The sequence below is a fragment of the Stenotrophomonas sp. GW821-FHT02D01 genome (assembly GCF_059421765.1).
Genome location: NZ_JBWKVP010000001.1, coordinates 974,262 through 990,440 on the forward strand (window position 1 = coordinate 974,262; position 16,179 = coordinate 990,440).

General features: G+C 66.2%; 17 protein-coding genes. 12 read left to right on the plus strand and 5 right to left on the minus strand.

The annotated features are described in order from the left end of the window. Positions 1-52 precede the first annotated feature (52 nt). The 7 genes from AC07UW_RS04440 (at position 53) to AC07UW_RS04470 (ending at position 6,132) form a co-directional block, all read left to right on the plus strand. Entirely contained in the window at positions 53-1,021 is a 969-nt protein-coding gene (locus AC07UW_RS04440) for a helix-turn-helix transcriptional regulator (protein WP_223494705.1), read from the plus strand. Between the two features lie 46 nt (positions 1,022-1,067). After that, a complete protein-coding gene (locus AC07UW_RS04445) occupies positions 1,068-2,006 on the plus strand; it encodes a lytic transglycosylase domain-containing protein (protein WP_495211500.1) in 939 nt (312 codons plus the stop codon). A 194-nt stretch (positions 2,007-2,200) separates the two neighbouring features. After that, a complete protein-coding gene (petA, locus tag AC07UW_RS04450) occupies positions 2,201-2,821 on the plus strand; it encodes a ubiquinol-cytochrome c reductase iron-sulfur subunit (protein ID WP_025875286.1) in 621 nt (206 codons plus the stop codon). Continuing rightward, positions 2,821-4,080, plus strand: a complete 1,260-nt coding sequence (locus AC07UW_RS04455) for a cytochrome b (protein WP_025875284.1) — start codon at positions 2,821-2,823, stop codon at positions 4,078-4,080. Before petA ends, AC07UW_RS04455 begins: the two co-directional genes overlap by 1 nt. Further along, on the plus strand, positions 4,073-4,822 hold the full coding sequence (locus tag AC07UW_RS04460; RefSeq protein WP_025875282.1) for a cytochrome c1: 750 nt from the start codon (positions 4,073-4,075) through the stop codon (positions 4,820-4,822). The genes AC07UW_RS04455 and AC07UW_RS04460 overlap by 8 nt, the downstream gene beginning before the upstream one ends. 134 nt (positions 4,823-4,956) lie before the next feature. After that, entirely contained in the window at positions 4,957-5,592 is a 636-nt protein-coding gene (locus tag AC07UW_RS04465; protein WP_025875280.1) for a glutathione S-transferase N-terminal domain-containing protein, read from the plus strand. A gap of 84 nt (positions 5,593-5,676) precedes the next feature. Continuing rightward, positions 5,677-6,132: a ClpXP protease specificity-enhancing factor gene (locus AC07UW_RS04470; RefSeq protein WP_025875278.1), complete on the plus strand. Its 456-nt coding sequence runs from the start codon at positions 5,677-5,679 to the stop codon at positions 6,130-6,132. Between the two features lie 37 nt (positions 6,133-6,169). Here the strand turns inward: AC07UW_RS04470 and AC07UW_RS04475 are convergent, their stop codons facing one another. From AC07UW_RS04475 to AC07UW_RS04490, 4 genes are all read right to left on the minus strand, one after another. Next, positions 6,170-6,520, minus strand: a complete 351-nt coding sequence (locus AC07UW_RS04475) for a DUF3301 domain-containing protein (protein ID WP_025875275.1) — start codon at positions 6,518-6,520, stop codon at positions 6,170-6,172. Between the two features lie 69 nt (positions 6,521-6,589). After that, the gene (locus AC07UW_RS04480; protein ID WP_495211501.1) at positions 6,590-7,570 is read right to left on the minus strand and encodes a DUF2272 domain-containing protein; all 981 of its coding nucleotides are present in this window, start codon (positions 7,568-7,570) and stop codon (positions 6,590-6,592) included. A gap of 112 nt (positions 7,571-7,682) precedes the next feature. Beyond that, positions 7,683-8,534: a carboxylating nicotinate-nucleotide diphosphorylase gene (gene nadC, locus AC07UW_RS04485; protein WP_025875271.1), complete on the minus strand. Its 852-nt coding sequence runs from the start codon at positions 8,532-8,534 to the stop codon at positions 7,683-7,685. Further along, the gene (locus AC07UW_RS04490) at positions 8,531-8,800 is read right to left on the minus strand and encodes a Trm112 family protein (RefSeq protein WP_025875269.1); all 270 of its coding nucleotides are present in this window, start codon (positions 8,798-8,800) and stop codon (positions 8,531-8,533) included. Before AC07UW_RS04490 ends, nadC begins: the two co-directional genes overlap by 4 nt. 58 nt (positions 8,801-8,858) lie before the next feature. On the opposite strand from AC07UW_RS04490, the gene purE reads away from it, so the two are divergent. Together purE and AC07UW_RS04500 are read left to right on the plus strand one after the other, a co-directional pair. Further along, a complete protein-coding gene (gene purE / locus AC07UW_RS04495) occupies positions 8,859-9,362 on the plus strand; it encodes a 5-(carboxyamino)imidazole ribonucleotide mutase (protein ID WP_025875268.1) in 504 nt (167 codons plus the stop codon). Beyond that, positions 9,359-10,507: a 5-(carboxyamino)imidazole ribonucleotide synthase gene (locus tag AC07UW_RS04500; protein ID WP_495211502.1), complete on the plus strand. Its 1,149-nt coding sequence runs from the start codon at positions 9,359-9,361 to the stop codon at positions 10,505-10,507. The genes purE and AC07UW_RS04500 overlap by 4 nt, the downstream gene beginning before the upstream one ends. Positions 10,508-10,761: 254 nt before the next feature. On the opposite strand, the gene AC07UW_RS04505 is transcribed toward AC07UW_RS04500, so the two are convergent. Next, positions 10,762-11,340, minus strand: coding sequence for a superoxide dismutase (locus tag AC07UW_RS04505; protein ID WP_495211503.1), 579 nt, complete (start codon positions 11,338-11,340; stop codon positions 10,762-10,764). A 119-nt stretch (positions 11,341-11,459) separates the two neighbouring features. Between AC07UW_RS04505 and grxD the strand changes: the two genes are divergently transcribed. The 3 genes from grxD to AC07UW_RS04520 all read left to right on the plus strand — a co-directional run bounded on the left by grxD (position 11,460) and on the right by AC07UW_RS04520 (position 15,995). After that, positions 11,460-11,780 carry a Grx4 family monothiol glutaredoxin gene (gene grxD / locus AC07UW_RS04510; protein ID WP_025875264.1) on the plus strand — a complete coding sequence of 107 codons (321 nt, stop codon included), beginning with the start codon at positions 11,460-11,462 and terminating at the stop codon, positions 11,778-11,780. Continuing rightward, positions 11,777-12,574, plus strand: a complete 798-nt coding sequence (locus AC07UW_RS04515) for an SDR family NAD(P)-dependent oxidoreductase (RefSeq protein WP_495211504.1) — start codon at positions 11,777-11,779, stop codon at positions 12,572-12,574. The genes grxD and AC07UW_RS04515 overlap by 4 nt, the downstream gene beginning before the upstream one ends. 208 nt (positions 12,575-12,782) lie before the next feature. Then, positions 12,783-15,995, plus strand: a complete 3,213-nt coding sequence (locus AC07UW_RS04520; protein WP_485129803.1) for a TonB-dependent receptor — start codon at positions 12,783-12,785, stop codon at positions 15,993-15,995. The last annotated feature ends 184 nt before the right edge of the window (positions 15,996-16,179 follow it).

Sequence of the window (16,179 nt, forward strand, 5' to 3'; positions counted from 1 at the left end):
GTGGGGCCCATGCTGGGGCACAATTGCGGACGACTTCTGTCCGCGATCCGTCATGCGCCATACCGCCCATCGCCTGCTTCGCCTGATTTCCCTGCTGCAGGCCCGCCGTCACTGGTCCGGCGCCGAGCTGGCCGAGCGCATGGGCGTGGACCGGCGCAGCATCCGTCGCGATGTCGAGCGCCTGCGTGAGCTGGGGTATCCGGTACAGGCCTCGGCCGGTGTAGGTGGCGGCTACCGGCTGGGCGCCGGTGCGCCGGTGCTGCCGATGCTGCTGGATGAGGAGGAGGCCACCACACTGGCGATTGCCCTGCGCGCGGCGTCGGCCACGGTGTCCGGCATCGACGACACCGCACGCGGCCTGCTGTCCAAGCTCGACCCGCTGGTGCCGGCGCGTCGCCGCCAGCAGGCCGGCGAAGTACATGCCGCCACCGCAACCCTGTCCGACCTGCCGTCCACCGACGCGCGCCTGCTCGGGCGACTGGCCCAGCATTGCCGGCAGGCCGCGCGGCTGGCCTTCGAATACCGCAGCGCGCAGGACGCGGTGACGCAACGCGAAGTCGAGGCCCAGCACCTGGTCAACTACGGACGGCGCTGGTATCTGCTGGCCTGGGACCTGGGGCGGCAGGACTGGCGCACGCTGCGCGTGGACCGGATGGGCGCAGTGCGTCCGCTGCCAGAGCCCGGCCTGCATCGGCGCACTCCGGCGCCGCCGGATGTGATGGTGCGGCAGGCGGTCAGCCAGGCGCCGTTCGCGCTGCAGGCCGTCCTGCGCCTGGCCGGCAGCGAAGCGGAGCTGACCGGGCGCATTCCGCCCTGGTGCGGTGTGCTGGAGGCCGACGGGCCAGCGCATTGCCTGTTGCGGATGGGCGCGGAGAGCCGCGGCATGATGCTGGCGCAGATCCTCAGCCTGGATCGCCTGCCGGTGGCGGTGTGGACCACGCCGGCCGAGCTGCGCGAGGAGCTGGCCCAGCGCCTGACCGGGCTTGGCCAGGTCCTGGCCGTGCCCGCCGTCACGGTCTGAGCCGGCGCCCTTGGCAAGCCGCAGCGAAGCTGGGACACTCGCGGCCATGAAGGGGAGACTGGGGATAACGGCGATCATCATCGCTGCGCTGACCGCTGCGCCGGCCAGCGCCGGTACCCTGTACAAGTGCCTCGGCGCCGACGGTGTCACCAGCTATGTCAGCAAGCGGGTGGCCGGTGCCCAATGCAGCACCATCAGCTACACCCGCAGCGCGGGCAGGGCAGCGCGCGCTCCCGTTGCCACGCCGGTGCCGGCGCCGCTACCAGCACCTGCGGCACCTGCTGCAGTGGTGGCCAGCGCCGAGCGTAATCCGGTCGCGGTCGCCGCCGCTGCGGCCAGTCCCGCTGTCGCAGCGACCCCGGCACCCGCAACGACCTCTACGCCGGCCAGTCCACGCGGCGGCAGGATGGTCAGCGGACAGGTCTATTCGTACATGCAGGACGGGGTGCGCCACTACACCAGCGCACGCCCGACCCAGGTGGCCAACCTCGGCCCGGTGCGGACCATCCGCTACAGCTTCATGGAGCGCTGCTACGCCTGCGGGATCAATCCGCGCGTCGATTTCAGCAGCGTGCGCCTGAACACCACGGCCTTCCAGAGCGAGATCACCGCGGCCGCACGCGAATTCGGGGTGGAAGAGGCCGTGGTACGCGCGATCATCCATGCCGAGTCGGCCTACAACCCGACCGCACTCAGCCGTGCTGGCGCCCAAGGCCTGATGCAGCTGATGCCGCCCACCGCCGCGCGCTTCGGCGTCAGCGATTCCTACGACGCGGGGCAGAACATCCGTGGCGGTGTGCAGTATCTGGCGTGGCTGTTGAAGCGTTTCAATGGAGACCTGACCCTGGCCGCTGCCGGCTACAACGCGGGCGAGGGCGCGGTTGATCGTCATCGCGGCGTGCCGCCCTACAGCGAGACCCAGTATTACGTGCGCCGGGTCGGCCAGCTGGCCGAGCGCTATCGCACGGTGCTGAGCAAGCAGTAGGTGCCGATCGTTGGTCGGCCCACCGTTAACAGGTAGGTGCCGACTGTCAGTCGGCACGGATCTGAAAGAGTTGTTGCAATGCGTTGTGTGGCGCGCAACGGTTCCGCTACACTCGACCGAGATTCAATGCGGCTCTGGCCCCCACCGGAACCGCTGGCAGCCTTAAAGCTACCTAATCAATATCGGAGTGCCGGATGGCCAACGATGGGGTACACGATCCAGTCAACACCGGACGTCGGCGTTTTCTTACTGCCACCACAGCCGTGGTGGGCGCCGTCGGCGTCGGATTCACCGCAGTTCCTTTCATCAAATCCTGGAACCCCAGTGCCCGCGCCAAGCTTGCCGGCGCACCGGTGGTGGCCGACATCAGCGCCCTGCAGGAAGGCCAACGCCTGATCGTGGAATGGCGTGGCCAGCCGATCTGGATCGTCAAACGGTCCAAGGCGATCCTTGACGCGCTGCATGGGCTGGATGGCCGCTTGAAGGACCCCGAGTCCGGCGAGAAGGACCAGCAGCCGGAGTACGTGCTCAAGCAGAACCCGGAGCTGCGCTCGATCAAGCCCGAGATCTCGGTGCTGGTCGGTCTCTGCACGCACCTGGGCTGTTCGCCGGAAATGGTGGGTGAAATCCGCCCCGAGCCCTACGATCCGCAATGGAAGGGCGGCTATTTCTGCCCCTGCCACAAGTCGCGCTTCGACATGTCCGGCCGCGTCTTCAAGGACGTGCCCGCACCCATCAACCTGAAGGTGCCCGCGCACCACTACCAGGACGACAACACCATCATCATCGGTGTCGATCCGCAGGGGGCTGCCTGATGTCCAACATCCTCAGCCGTACCGCCACCGGCGTGGCCGACTGGGTCAATGCCCGCGCGCCGGGGTTGATGCCTATCTACCGCAAGCACGTCAGCGAGTACTACGCGCCGAAGAACTTCAACATCTGGTACTACTTCGGCTCGCTGGCGCTGCTGGTGCTGGTCAACCAGATCGTCACCGGCATCTTCCTGACCATGCATTACAAGACGAATGCCGCCGAAGCATTCGCCTCCATCGAATACATCATGCGTGACGTGGAGTGGGGCTGGCTGATCCGCTACATGCACTCCACCGGTGCCTCGCTGTTCTTCATCGTGGTCTACCTGCACATGTTCCGCGGGCTGCTGTATGGCAGCTACCAGAAGCCACGCGAGCTGGTGTGGATCCTGGGCATGCTGATCTACCTCGTGTTGATGGCCGAAGCCTTCATGGGCTACGTGCTGCCGTGGGGCCAGATGTCGTTCTGGGGCGCCAAGGTGATCATCTCGCTGTTCGGCGCCATTCCGGTGATCGGCAACGGCCTGACCGAATGGATCATGGGCGATTACCTGCCCAGCGACGCCACGCTCAACCGGTTCTTCGCACTGCACGTGATCGCGCTGCCGCTGGTCCTGCTGCTGCTGGTGGTGCTGCACCTGGGCGCGCTGCATGAAGTGGGATCGAACAATCCCGATGGCGTGGAGATCAAGAAGGGCCCGAAGGGCAACCGCTGGTCGCCGAACGCGCCGACCGACGGCATCCCGTTCCATCCCTACTACACGCTCAAGGACGGCGTCGGTGCGGGCTTCCTGCTGATCATCGCGGCCTTCATCATCTTCTTCGCACCGGCCTTCGGTGGCCTGTTCCTGGAACACGACAACTTCACCGAAGCCAATCGCCTGGTCACCCCCGAGCACATCAAGCCGGTCTGGTACTACACGCCGTACTACGCGATGTTGCGGGTGGTGCCGAACAAACTGGGTGGCGTGATCGTGATGTTCTCGGCCATCGCCATCCTGTTCCTGGTGCCCTGGCTGGACCGGGCCAAGGTCAAGTCCTACCGCTACCGCGGCTGGCTGTCGCGCGGCCTGCTGGGCATGTTCGTGGTGTGCTTTGCGTGGCTGATGGTGATCGGTTCCGGTCCTGGTACCGATGCACACGAGACCTATGTCGGGCGGGTGCTGACCTTCCTGTACTTCGCCTTCTTCATCACCATGCCGATATGGACAAGGCTGGACAAGACCAAGCCGGTACCGGAAAGGGTGACCACGCATGACTGAGCGCTGGATGGTCCGGCTGGCCCTGGCGGCCGCCCTGATGCTGGGCAGTACCCTGGCCATGGCCGCCGAGGGCGGCACCAAGCTCCTGCAGGCCGGTAACGACCTGGGTGACCGGGCGTCGCTGCAGCGTGGTGCCCAGTTGTACATGAACTACTGCAGTGGCTGCCATGCACTGAAGTACCTGCGCTATTCGCGGATGGGCGAGGACCTGGGGCTGAGCGAGGAAGAGGTGATGAACAACCTCAACTTCACCGGCTCGGCGATCGGCGATCCGGTGCCGGTGGCGATGCCCAAGGAGCAGGCCGAAAAGTGGTTCGGCAAGATGCCGCCTGACCTGAGCCTGATTTCCCGGGTGCGCGGCAGCGACTGGATCTACACCTACCTGAAGTCGTTCTACCTGGACAGCAGCCGCCCGCTGGGCTGGAACAATGCGCTGTTCGCCAACGCATCCATGCCTAATCCGTTGTGGGAGATGCAGGGCCTGCAGCATGCGGTACATGGCAAGGCCGAAGCAGCGGGCATGGACCCGCCGGTGACGGGCCTGCGCATCGAAAGCCCGGGTTCGGTCGATGCGGCGCAGTACGACCAGGCCGTGCGTGACATCACCAACTTCCTTGAATACGCCGGCGAGCCGGCCGCGCTGAAGCGGCAGCAGCTCGGTGTCTGGGTGATCCTGTTCCTGGCCCTGCTGACCTTCCTGGTGTACCTGTTGAAGAAGGAATACTGGAAGGACGTGCACTGATCCAAGGCCGGCCATCGCAACGGGCCTATTGGCTTTTGTGATGGTCGGTTGCACACTCGGGGAGGAGTCGACCGTCAGCACGGTGCTGGCGGCGCCGATACGGCAGGCGGTCTCCTGTCGTAGGAGAGCCTTTGATGGCGGCGAGCGTACGCATGCGCAATACACTGACGCTGTTTTCCTCGAACGACGATGTACTGTGCCACCGTGTGCGCCTGGTGCTGGCGGCCAAGGGCGTGAGTTTCGACTTCGTACCGGTGGATCCACAGAACCCGCCGGAAGATCTGATCGATCTCAATCCGTACCACTCGGTGCCGACCCTGGTCGAGCGCGAGCTGGTGCTGTATGCCGCGTCGGTGGTCAGCGAGTATCTGGACGAGCGCTATCCGCATCCGCCGCTGATGCCGGTCGACCCGCTGTCGCGCGCGCGCATCCGACTGGCCATGCTGCGTATCGAGCACGACTGGGTGCCGCAGGTGCAGGCGATCCAGCTGGGCAACAAGACCCAGGCCGAGGCAGGGCGCAAGCGGCTGAAGGAACTGTTGACGGCCTCGCTGCCGTTGTTCAAGGCCAGCAAGTTCTTCCTCAACCCGGAAATGAGCCTGGCCGACTGCGCGATGGCGCCGATCATCTGGCGCCTGCAGTCGCTGGACGTGCCGTTGCCGAAGGACGGCAAGGCGATCGAGGACTATGGCAACCGGATCTTCCGCCACCCCGGTTTCGTCCGCAGCCTGACCGATCAGGAAAAGAAACTGCGCGATCTGCCGGGCTGATCCGCCATCCGCTTTCCCGTCTGCACGCCGACCGGCGTGCAGGCGATCCGCCCCGGCCGGGGCGTCGGGCGCTACACTTCACGCATGACCGAAGACTTCTTCCACATGACCAGCCACCGACCGTACCTGTTGCGGGCCCTGGTGGAATGGATCAATGACAACCAGCTGACGCCGCATATCCTGGTCGACGCCGGCGTTCCCGGCGTGCAGGTTCCGCCTTCAGCCATCAAGGATGGCCGGGTGGTGCTCAACATCGCCGAACGCGCGGTGGTACGGCTGGTGATCGACAACGAGTCGGTGAGCTTCTCGGCGCGCTTCTCCGGCACCAGCTATCCGGTGCAGGTGCCGATCAGCGCCGTACTGGCGGTATATGCCCGCGAAACCGGGCAGGGCATGGCCCTGCCGGATGACATTCCCGGTGGCGAGCCGGCGCCGGCCAGTGATGAGCTGCTGCACGACGATGAGCAGACGCCGCCGGACGACACGCCGCCCGCTGGTCCGCCGCCGAAAGGCCGTCCGACGCTGCGCGTGGTCAAGTAATGGTGGGGCCGACCGTTGGTCGGCACACCTTCAGCCCCTACACATCCTCGGCCTCTTCGTTGTCCGCACGGATCTGGCTGATCCGTGCCGCGCCCGGGCCGGTAAATGAAACCAGCTGGTCGCCGCGCAGCACCATGCGGCCGACATGGCGATCGATGCCGTCGTAGGAATACTCGAACTTGAAGGTGCGTTCGAAGCCGAGGCGTCCGTCTTCCCCGCGCGACAAGCGCAGGCCCGTGGCGTGCACCGCCTGGTCCAGCCACTGCACATCGGCGGCACGGCAGGCGTTGCGGCCCAGCTCGATCGCACGTTCGGCGGCCGAACGCGCTGCGTTCCAGAAGAAGTAGACGATACCGCCGGCAATCAGCAGGAACAGCAGGGTGGGCATGGCGTCAGCCGTCAGGTGTCGATCCGCCAAAGATGGCGACGAATGGCGACCGGATCAAGCGGCATCTGCTCAGCGATTGCTGCCAGGCTCCGTTGCCGGCTGCAGCGGCAACGGTGTCGGCGCAGCGGGTATCACCGGCGGAAGCGGTGCGACCCGCGGCGCAGTGGCATTCAACTGCAGCAGCGCGGCCCAATCCTGCCGGTTGAAGCTGCATTCGTCCTCACGGCCCGGCGTGCAGGTTGGGTCGATGCCGGTGGTATCGCGCTCGCGCGGCGGCGGTAGCTTGATCGTGCCGGTGCGATCCAGTTGCAGCAGGCGCATCGCCACGGTGTTCATGACATTGCCGCCCACCAGGTAAAGCGTCTGGTCGCCACCGAGGTTGGCCGCCACCACCACTTCGCAATGCGACTTCCAATGGCCGACCGAGCCGTTGCCCAGGGCCTGCACCAATCCGCTGTAACTGAGCGTGCTGCTGCGGTCGCGCAGGAAGCACAGCAGATCGCCCGGCGCAGGCTTGGCGGTGGCCGGGTCCACCAGGCGGTAGGGCACGCCGGAAGGGCCTGCCTGGTAGGCGGCGCGGATGTAGTCGATATGGCGTGGGGAAGTATTGAAGCCGGGTACGCCGGCACGCACCATCACCCAGGAAATGAAGGCCGCCGACCACGGATTGTCGATCAGGAAGGCGCGGCAATCGCTGTCGGTGTAACGCGTGCCCAGCGGCGCCAGGCAGCTGCTGGCGCCGGGCTGGCTGCCCAGCGCGTTGAGCGTGCCGCTTTCGCGCCAGTAGCTGGTGACCCGTTGCCAGGCGATCAGGCCGTTGTCGGCCAGATGATCACCTTCGGCCTCGGTGACACTGAGGCTGGCGGCGCGGCCGTCGCGGTCGATGAAGGGGCGATACCAGAGCCGATGCTCGTTGCAGGCGGTGTTGCGGATGGCGACCGCCAATGGGCTCAGGCCGAAACGCGGTGGTACATCGCAGGCTTCGGCAGCGGCGGCCGAGAAAGGCGTCGCGGCCAGCAGCAGGCAGGCAGGCAAGAGCATCCGGCGCATGCGCGGCTCCTGTGGGGGATGGCCGCAGCGTCGCAGCGCCGTTGTGAACGCCGGGTGTGAGAACGGTAGTGCCGGCCGTTGGCCGGCAACATCACGATCCGCGAATCCACCCTCAACCCGGTGGCGGACCCAGTTTCAACGACAGGTCGATTGCCTGCACGTGTTTGGTCAGGCCGCCGATGGAAATGCAGTCCACCCCATCTTCGGCGATCGAGCGCAGGCCCCCGAGGCCGACGCTGCCGGACACCTCCAGTGGAATGCGGCCTTCGGTGATGCGCACCGCTTCGCGCCGCAGTTCCGGGCTGAAGTCGTCCAGGAGGATGCGTTCACAGCCGGCTTCCAGCGCCTGCCGCAGCTGTTCCAGGTCCTCGACCTCGACCACCAGCGGCAGCTGTGGCCATTGCTGGCGGGCGGCCGACACAGCGGCAGCCAGTGAACCGGCCGCGCGGATGTGGTTCTCCTTCAGCATCACCGTGTCGTACAGGCCGAAGCGGTGGTTGTCGCCACCACCGCACCGCACCGCGTATTTCTGCGCCAGGCGCAGGCCGGGCAGGGTCTTGCGGGTATCAAGGATGCGCGTGCCTGTACCTTCCACCGCAGCCACGTAGCGGGCCGTGGTGGTGGCAGTGCCGGACAGGGTCTGCAGGAAATTCAGCGAAGTGCGTTCGGCGCTGACCAGGCTGCGGCTGCGCCCATGCAGCAGGGCCAGCACGGTGCCGGCGCTGACGCTGTCGCCTTCGGCCACCCGCCACTCGATCTGCACGTCCGCATCGAGTGCGCGGTGGGTGGCATCGAACCACGGACGGCCCGCGATCACCGCATCCTGCTTGCACAGCAGGTAGGCACTGTCAGGCTGGTCGGGCAGCAGGGCGGCGGTGACGTCACCGCTGCCCAGGTCCTCGGCCAACGCGCGGGCGACATCGGCCGCGACGACGGCTGGATCCGGCGTCGGCAGCGCGCTCATGCGGCCGGGAAGTCGGCGATCTGTGCGGTCGGGATGGCTTCTTCGGCCAGCAGCACCGGGATGCCGTCGTCGACGCGGAACACCTGCTTGCGGTCGCGGGTGACCAGGGCTTCGCGCAGCGGCTGCGCCAGCGGGTTGCCATCGGCGCGGTTGACGGAACCGGCGGCGATCGCCCGGTTGAGGGCTTCCAGGCCCTTGCCATCCAGCAGGGACAGGGGCTGGCGGGTATCGGGCGATACCAGCAGGTCGAGCAGCTTGCGATCCATGGTTCTTCGTCTTGCGTGGAAGATGGCTAGAATACGTCTTTAAGGCAGGTGACGGCCAATGACCCCCAACCCGATCGCGCCGCTTGTCGGCATCGTCATGGGTTCCCGCTCCGACTGGGAAACCATGCAGCACGCCGCCCAGAAGCTTGAAGCTCTGGGTGTTCCGTTCGAAGTGAAGGTGGTGTCCGCGCATCGGACGCCGGATGTGTTGTTCAGTTATGCCGAGCAGGCCGGTTCGCGCGGGCTGCGCGCGATCATCGCCGGCGCCGGCGGTGCCGCGCATCTGCCGGGCATGATCGCGGCCAAGACCGCGGTGCCGGTGCTGGGCGTGCCGGTGCAGTCCAAGGCCCTCAACGGCATGGATTCGCTGCTGTCGATCGTGCAGATGCCGGCCGGCATCCCGGTCGCCACCTTCGCCATCGGCAATGCCGGTGCGTCCAATGCCGCACTGTTTGCCGCCGCGATGCTGGCCAGCGACCAGCCGGCCATCGGCCAGGCGCTGGACAGCTTCCGCGCGCGCCAGACCGAAGACGTGATGGCCCACGACGATCCGCGCCAATGAGCCTGACCGTCGGCATCCTCGGCGGCGGCCAGCTCGCCCGCATGATGGTCCTGGCCGGTGCGCCGCTGGGACTGCGCTTCGAACTGTACGATCCGGCGGCCGACGCCTGCAGTGGCCCGCTGGCACCGCTCACCGTCGGTGCCTTCGATGATCGCCAGGCACTGGCTGACTTCGCCGCCAAAGTCGATGTGATCACCTTCGATTTCGAGAACGTGCCGGCAGACAGCGCGCAATGGCTGGCCGACCGTGTGCCGGTCTACCCGCCGCCGTCGGCGCTGGCGGTGGCCCAGGACCGGTTGAGCGAGAAGACCCTGTTCCAGCAGCTGGGCATTCCGCTGCCGGCCTTCGCCGATATCCGCAGCCGCGACGAGCTGGCTGCCAGGGCCGCCGAATTCGGCCTGCCGTGCATCCTCAAGACCCGCCGCCTGGGCTACGACGGCAAGGGCCAGTTCCGCCTGCGCAGCGAAGCGGACATCGATGCGGCATGGCAGGCCCTGGGGGCGCAGGTCGAGCGCACCGGCCTGATCCTCGAGGGCTTTGTCGCCTTCCAGCGCGAAGTCAGCGTGGTTGCCGTGCGCGGCCGCGATGGCAGCTTCCAGGCTTGGCCGGTCACCGGCAACTGGCATGTCGACGGCGTGCTGTCGGCCAGCGTGGCACCGGCGGTGCTGTCCGCTGCCGAGCACGAAGCGGCGATCGGCTATGCCCATCGTGTCGCCGAACACCTGCAGTACGTGGGTGTGTTCGCATTGGAGCTGTTCTGCCGCGACGGTGAACTGCTGGCCAACGAGATGGCGCCGCGCGTGCACAACTCCGGTCACTGGACCATCGAAGGCAGCGAAACCTCCCAGTTCGAGAACCACCTGCGTGCGGTGCTCGGCCTGCCGCTGGGCAGTACCCGCATGCTCGGCCATGCCTGCATGCTGAACTGGCTGGGGGCAATGCCCGACCCGACGCCGGTGCTGCAGCAGGCCAGTGGCCATTGGCACGATTACGGCAAGGAGCCCCGTGACGGCCGCAAGGTGGGTCACGCCACCCTGCGTGATGATGATGCCGATGCACTGGCTGATGCGCTGGAGCAGGTAGGCCTGGAGCTCGACCGCCAGGCCCAGGTGGCCCCCGCGGTACACGCGCTGCGCAACCGCTGAGCGAAGGCGTGCCGACCGCTCGCCGGCCGGCGCCGCTGTCCCGGTAATGCCGGCCGCTGGCCGGCAGACGTCGCTGATGCTGGTAGTGCCGGCCGCTGGCCGGCAACGCCCACCAAGGTGGGCATCTACCAGAGCAGGGCCCACCAGGATGGGCATCTACCAGAGCGGGGCCGACCAAGATGAGCATCCACCACGGCCAGGCGTGATGCCGGTAGCGCCGGGCCATGCCCGGCGGATACGGATGCCCGTCGGTCTCAGCGCAGCTGGCTCTCGGCGAATTCCCAGTTCACCAGTTGCCAGAATGCTTCCAGATAGCGTGCACGATCATTCTGGTAGTCGGTGTAGTACGCGTGCTCCCAGATATCGCAGCACAGCAGCGGCGTGCTTTCGCCGGTCAGCGGGGTGCCGGCATTGCGCGTGGCCTGCAGGCCGAGCTGCCCACCCGGGTGCTGTACCAGCCACACCCAGCCGGAGCCGAACAGGCCAAGCGCGGTTCGATTGAACTCTTCGCGCAGGCGTTGGCCGTCGCCGAACTGGCGCTTGACCAGCTCGCCCAGGCGGCCCTGCGGCTCGCCGCCGCCGCGCGGGCGCAGGCATTGCCAGTAGAAGCCGTGGTTCCACGCCTGGGCGGCGGCATCGAACAGCGCGCCCTGGGCGTGGCGGACGATGTCCTCCAGCGTGGCTTCTTCCCATTCGGTGCCGGCGATGGCGGCATTGACCGCGTCGACGTAGGTGCGATGGTGGCGGCCGTGATGCAGTTCCACGGTCTGTGCCGACAGGTGCGGCTGCAGGGACGAGGGCAGGTAGGGCAGGGCGGGCAGTTCGACGGACATGGACAGGTTCGTGGCCAGGGGGCGGCGGCAGCCGGTACCATCGGCTTACAATGGCAGCTACCGTGGGCAGTCTAGCCGACCATCGCGGTTGGTTCGTCCGGCGAAGCAAGGAGTGAGGTGTGGCGGTAATGCAGCAAATCCAGGCCGAGGTGGATCGTTACCCGCTCGTGCTGTTCATGAAGGGCACCCCGCAGTACCCCATGTGCGGCTATTCCAGCCGCGCCGTGCAGGCGCTGATGGCCGCAGGCGCCGTCGCACTGCGCACGGTCAATGTGCTGGAAGAGCCCGAGATCCGCGCCAATCTGCCGCGCTTCTCCAATCTGCCCACCTTCCCGCAGCTGTTCATCAACGGCGAGTTGATCGGCGGCTGCGACATCGTCATGGAACTGTTCGAAGCCGGCGAGCTCAAGCGCATCGTCGAAGAGGCTGCGCAGGGATGAGCGCCTGGCCATCGACGTCACCGGCAGACGGGGCGCTCGATGGCCGCCCGTTGCAGGGCCGCGTGGTGCTCATTGCCGGTGCGGGCGGCGGGCTCGGCAGCGCTGCCGCTGTTGCAGCCGCTGAGGCGGGGGCGACCGTGGTCCTGCTGGGGCGCAAGCCACGAAGGCTGGACCGGGTCTACGCCCAGGTGCAGGCGGTTGGGCCGGAGCCCCTGTTGTACCCGTTGGACCTGGAAGGTGCCGGTCCCGACGATTATGCCGAACTGGCCCAGGCCGTGGCACAGGAGCTGGGACGTCTTGATGGCCTGCTGGTCTGCGCGGCCCACTTTCCCGGCCTGACCCCGTTCGAGCTGGCCGACCCGGCCAGCTTCGCCCGTGCCGTGCACGTCACCCTGACCGCTCCGGCCTGGCTGGCCCAGGCCTGCCTGCCGTTGCTGCGCCAGCGTGAAGACGCGGCGCTGGTATTCACCGTGGATGCCCCTGAGCGGGTGGGGCAGGCGTACTGGGGAGGCTACGGTGTCGCCCAGCACGGCCTGCGCGGGCTGATCGGCAGCCTGCATGACGAGCTGGCCCGCAGCCCGGTGCGGGTGAGTGGCCTGTATCCCGGCCCCTTGCGTACCGCCCTGCGGGCGCGGGCCTATTCGATCGACCAGGACCCGGCTGCGCGGGGCCCGGAGGCGGCCGCTGCTGCGGCCGTGACCCTGTTGTCCGCCGCTGGACAGGCGTGGCGCGGGCAGGTGCTCGATGCGGGCAGTCCGCCATCGACGAGTGAAGACGTTAGTAAAGCGGAATGAAGATTCCGTCACGATAGCGTTGCGATCCGGTGCCGTTTGTCGCACAACCGTCACATTGAAAGCGTAGCGTGTTAATCTAGTGTTAACCGTTGCGGCAGCTGCCGTTCACGGTAGGGAACCCCAGATAAATGTCCGAACAGCCGCCCGCAAGGCTGCTTGGATGCGCTTTTTTTCCGCCATCGCCAACTCGCATCGAGGCTACCGAACAATGACTCACCCATTCCGGATGTCCAAGCTCACCCTTGGTCTCGTGGCTGCGCTCGCCGCCGCTCCCGCCTTCGCCCAGAGCACCTCTGCCGGTGTCGGCGGCCAGGTTGTGTCCCGCGCCGGCCAGCCCGTCGCCGGTGCTGAAGTCACCATCACCCACACCGAGTCGGGCACCGTTTCGCGTGCGACCACCGATGCGGCGGGTCGTTACAACGCGCGCGGCCTGCGCGTGGGTGGTCCGTACTCGATCACCATCACCAAGCCCGGTGAAGGCACCAAGACCGAAGATGGCGTCTACCTGGGCGTGAACCAGACCGGCACCATCAACGCCACGCTGGCCGGCGACCTCGCCGCGACCAACCTGGACACCGTGCAGGTCACCGCTGTCGGCGGCGGCTCGGAAGTGTTCAGCGCCACCAAGATGGGCTCGGGCACCAACATCAGCCAGCAGCAGATCGAAGTTGCGCCGTCCATCGGCGGCAACATCCAGGATCTGATGCGCCTGGATCCGCGCGTCACCTTCATCGACCGCGCCTCGGGCTCGATCTCGGCCGGCGGCCAGAACCCGCGCTTCAACTCGATCAGCATTGACGGCGTCTCGGCCAGCGATACCTTCGGCCTGGAAGGCAACAACATGCCGACCCGCCGCCAGCCGGTCGCGATGGAAGCCATCGAAGCACTGGACATCAACCTGTCCAACTACGACGTCAGCATCGCTGCTGCCGCCGGCGCCACCGTCAACGCGGTGACCAAGTCGGGTACCAATGAATTCCACGGTTCGGTGTACGGCACCTACCGTGACGGCGACTGGTTCGGCGACAACCCGGAAGGCCAGCCGTTCAATGGCTTCACCAAGGAAAAGACCTACGGCATGACCGTCGGTGGTCCGATCGTCAAGGACAAGCTGTTCTTCTTCGCCAACTACGAAAAGTTCGAGCAGTCCGCTCCGGGTGCCGACCTGGCAACCACCCCGCTGGGCAAGGCCAATGGCCAGTTCACCCTGGCTGACGTGACCCGTGCGCAGCAGATCGCGCAGGGCTACGGCATCGACGCCGGTGGGATCGAAAGCAACGGCGACACTTCGATGGAAGAGTACGCGCTGAAGCTGGACTGGAACATCAGCGACAACCACCGCGCCAACATCCGCTACAGCAAGATCGACCAGAGCAAGCTGCGCATCAACGGCATGACCACGAGCTCGGCGTCGCTGAACTCGTACTGGTACCAGCACAACAAGACCAACGAGAGCTACGTCGCCCAGCTGTTCAGCGACTGGACCGACACCTTCTCCACCGAGTTCAAGGCGTCGTACCGCGAGTTCTCGGCGATCCGCGCGGTCAATACCAACGCTCCGAGCGTGCGCATCTATTTCGATGGCACCACGGCTGCGCCGTCGGGTGACTCGCTGTACCTCGGTACCGAAGTCAACTCGCAGGACAACATCCTGACCACCAAGGCGTGGAACTACTACGGTGCGGGTACCCTGACCCTGGGTAACCATGACGTCAAGTTCGGTGCGTCGTACGACACCAACGACATCTACAACTACTACGGCGCCAACTCTTGGGGCGCCTACACCTTCTACGGTCTGGACAATTTCGCTGCCGGCCGCTGGAGCACCTACGATTACGCCCCGGAGCGTACCCCGGGTTCGATCGCAGCTGATTACAAGTACAGCAACCTGGCCCTGTTCGTGCAGGACACCTGGTACGTCAACAGCAACCTGACCCTGACCCTGGGTCTGCGCGCTGACCGTCCGGACACCAGCCCGAACCCGACCTACAACGCTGCTGCGTCGAGCTTCTTCGGCTACAACAACAGCAAGGTCTTCGAAAGCAAGTTCCTGGTGCAGCCGCGCTTCGGCTTCAACTACACCTTCGACACCGAGCGCCCGACCCAGCTGCGCGGTGGCGTCGGCCTGTTCCAGGGCGATTCCCCGCAGGTGTGGCTGAGCAACAGCTACTCGGCGACCGGCTTCAACACCACCGTCTACAGCCTGCGCTCCGATGCCTACAACGCTGGTCTGAAGTTCAACGGCGACAAGGACAGCCAGCCGGTGCCGACCGGCCCGGGCTCGACCCAGCAGAACGTCAACTTCGTCGGCAACGACTTCAAGCTGCCGTCGATCTACAAGGCCAACCTGGCCTTCGACCATGAAACCCCGTGGTACGGCATCGTGGCTTCGGCCGAACTGCTGGTCACCAAGGTCAAGGACGGCCTGTTCTACCAGAACCTGAACCTGGGCCCGGTGCAGTACCAGGGTCCGGACGGCCGTGACATGTACTACGCGCAGAACAAGGTCGGTGCGTGGGCCAACGGCGACGCGCGCGTGAGGCGCAACAAGGACTACAACAACGTCTACCTGATCAACAACACCGACAAGGGCCGCACTTCGCAGTTCACCGCGTCGCTGTCCAAGCCGTGGAGCGACACCAGCGACTGGTCCTGGAACATCGGCTACACCTATACCGATGCCACCGAAGTCGGCTCGCTGACCAGCTCCACCGCCAGCTCGGGCTGGAACTACCAGTACGCCTTCGACGCCAACAGCCCGGTCGAGAACACCTCGCGCTACCAGATCCGCGACCGCCTGTCGGGCGCGCTGAACTGGAAGCACAAGTTCTTCGGTGACTACGAGACCAAGATCGGCCTGGTGTACGAAGGCCGCAGCGGCCGTCCGTACAGCTACGTGTACGCCAACGACGCCAATGGCGACGGCCGTTCGGCCAACGACCTGTTCTACGTGCCGAAGGGCCCGGGCGATGTGCTGTTCGGCAACCTGGCTGCCAATGGCCAGTTCACTGCCAACGCGCAGATGGAGAAGGACTTCTTCACCTGGCTGGCCGCCAATCCGGACCTGGCCAAGTACGCCGGCAGCGCAGCTCCGGCCAACGGCTTCCGCAGCGGCTGGATCAATACCTTCGACATCCGTATCAGCCAGCAGCTGCCGGGCTTCATGAAGGGTCACAAGTCGGAGATCTGGCTGGATATCCAGAACGTCGGCAACATGATCAACAAGGACTGGGGCAACATCTACGACTACGGCTTCTTCGCCGACAGCCGCGTTGCCACCCTGCAGGGCATGTACCAGGGCAAGTACGTGTACAACTACCGCGGTGCGGATACCCCGACCGTCGCCAACGCCGACGCCGATGGCTTCGACGTGGGTGTGTCGCAGTGGTCGCTGCAGCTGGGCTTCCGCTACCAGTTCTGATGAACTGACGTAGCAACAGCTGTGCGCGGAAACGGCCGGGGAAACCCGGCCGTTTTCCGTTCAGGCGAAAGTCCTTGCAGGGGGCAGGGCATCGGCGTAGCATCCGGACACGTGCGCGGCGCAGATGCCGCCGAAGCGGTCCCGGAGCGGCGAACGCGGGACGCACCTATCCAACGGTCGGGCT

What these genes read in the sequence shown, in the direction of transcription:
- AC07UW_RS04440 (WP_223494705.1), top strand. Translation starts at nt 53, where the DNA reads ATGCGCCATACCGCCCATCGCCTGCTTCGCCTGATTTCCCTGCTGCAG.
- AC07UW_RS04445 (WP_495211500.1), top strand. Translation starts at nt 1,068, where the DNA reads ATGAAGGGGAGACTGGGGATAACGGCGATCATCATCGCTGCGCTGACC.
- petA (WP_025875286.1), top strand. Translation starts at nt 2,201, where the DNA reads ATGGCCAACGATGGGGTACACGATCCAGTCAACACCGGACGTCGGCGT.
- AC07UW_RS04455 (WP_025875284.1), top strand. Translation starts at nt 2,821, where the DNA reads ATGTCCAACATCCTCAGCCGTACCGCCACCGGCGTGGCCGACTGGGTC.
- AC07UW_RS04460 (WP_025875282.1), top strand. Translation starts at nt 4,073, where the DNA reads ATGACTGAGCGCTGGATGGTCCGGCTGGCCCTGGCGGCCGCCCTGATG.
- AC07UW_RS04465 (WP_025875280.1), top strand. Translation starts at nt 4,957, where the DNA reads ATGGCGGCGAGCGTACGCATGCGCAATACACTGACGCTGTTTTCCTCG.
- AC07UW_RS04470 (WP_025875278.1), top strand. Translation starts at nt 5,677, where the DNA reads ATGACCGAAGACTTCTTCCACATGACCAGCCACCGACCGTACCTGTTG.
- AC07UW_RS04475 (WP_025875275.1), bottom strand. Translation starts at nt 6,520, where the DNA reads ATGCCCACCCTGCTGTTCCTGCTGATTGCCGGCGGTATCGTCTACTTC.
- AC07UW_RS04480 (WP_495211501.1), bottom strand. Translation starts at nt 7,570, where the DNA reads ATGCGCCGGATGCTCTTGCCTGCCTGCCTGCTGCTGGCCGCGACGCCT.
- nadC (WP_025875271.1), bottom strand. Translation starts at nt 8,534, where the DNA reads ATGAGCGCGCTGCCGACGCCGGATCCAGCCGTCGTCGCGGCCGATGTC.
- AC07UW_RS04490 (WP_025875269.1), bottom strand. Translation starts at nt 8,800, where the DNA reads ATGGATCGCAAGCTGCTCGACCTGCTGGTATCGCCCGATACCCGCCAG.
- purE (WP_025875268.1), top strand. Translation starts at nt 8,859, where the DNA reads ATGACCCCCAACCCGATCGCGCCGCTTGTCGGCATCGTCATGGGTTCC.
- AC07UW_RS04500 (WP_495211502.1), top strand. Translation starts at nt 9,359, where the DNA reads ATGAGCCTGACCGTCGGCATCCTCGGCGGCGGCCAGCTCGCCCGCATG.
- AC07UW_RS04505 (WP_495211503.1), bottom strand. Translation starts at nt 11,340, where the DNA reads ATGTCCGTCGAACTGCCCGCCCTGCCCTACCTGCCCTCGTCCCTGCAG.
- AC07UW_RS04515 (WP_495211504.1), top strand. Translation starts at nt 11,777, where the DNA reads ATGAGCGCCTGGCCATCGACGTCACCGGCAGACGGGGCGCTCGATGGC.
- AC07UW_RS04520 (WP_485129803.1), top strand. Translation starts at nt 12,783, where the DNA reads ATGACTCACCCATTCCGGATGTCCAAGCTCACCCTTGGTCTCGTGGCT.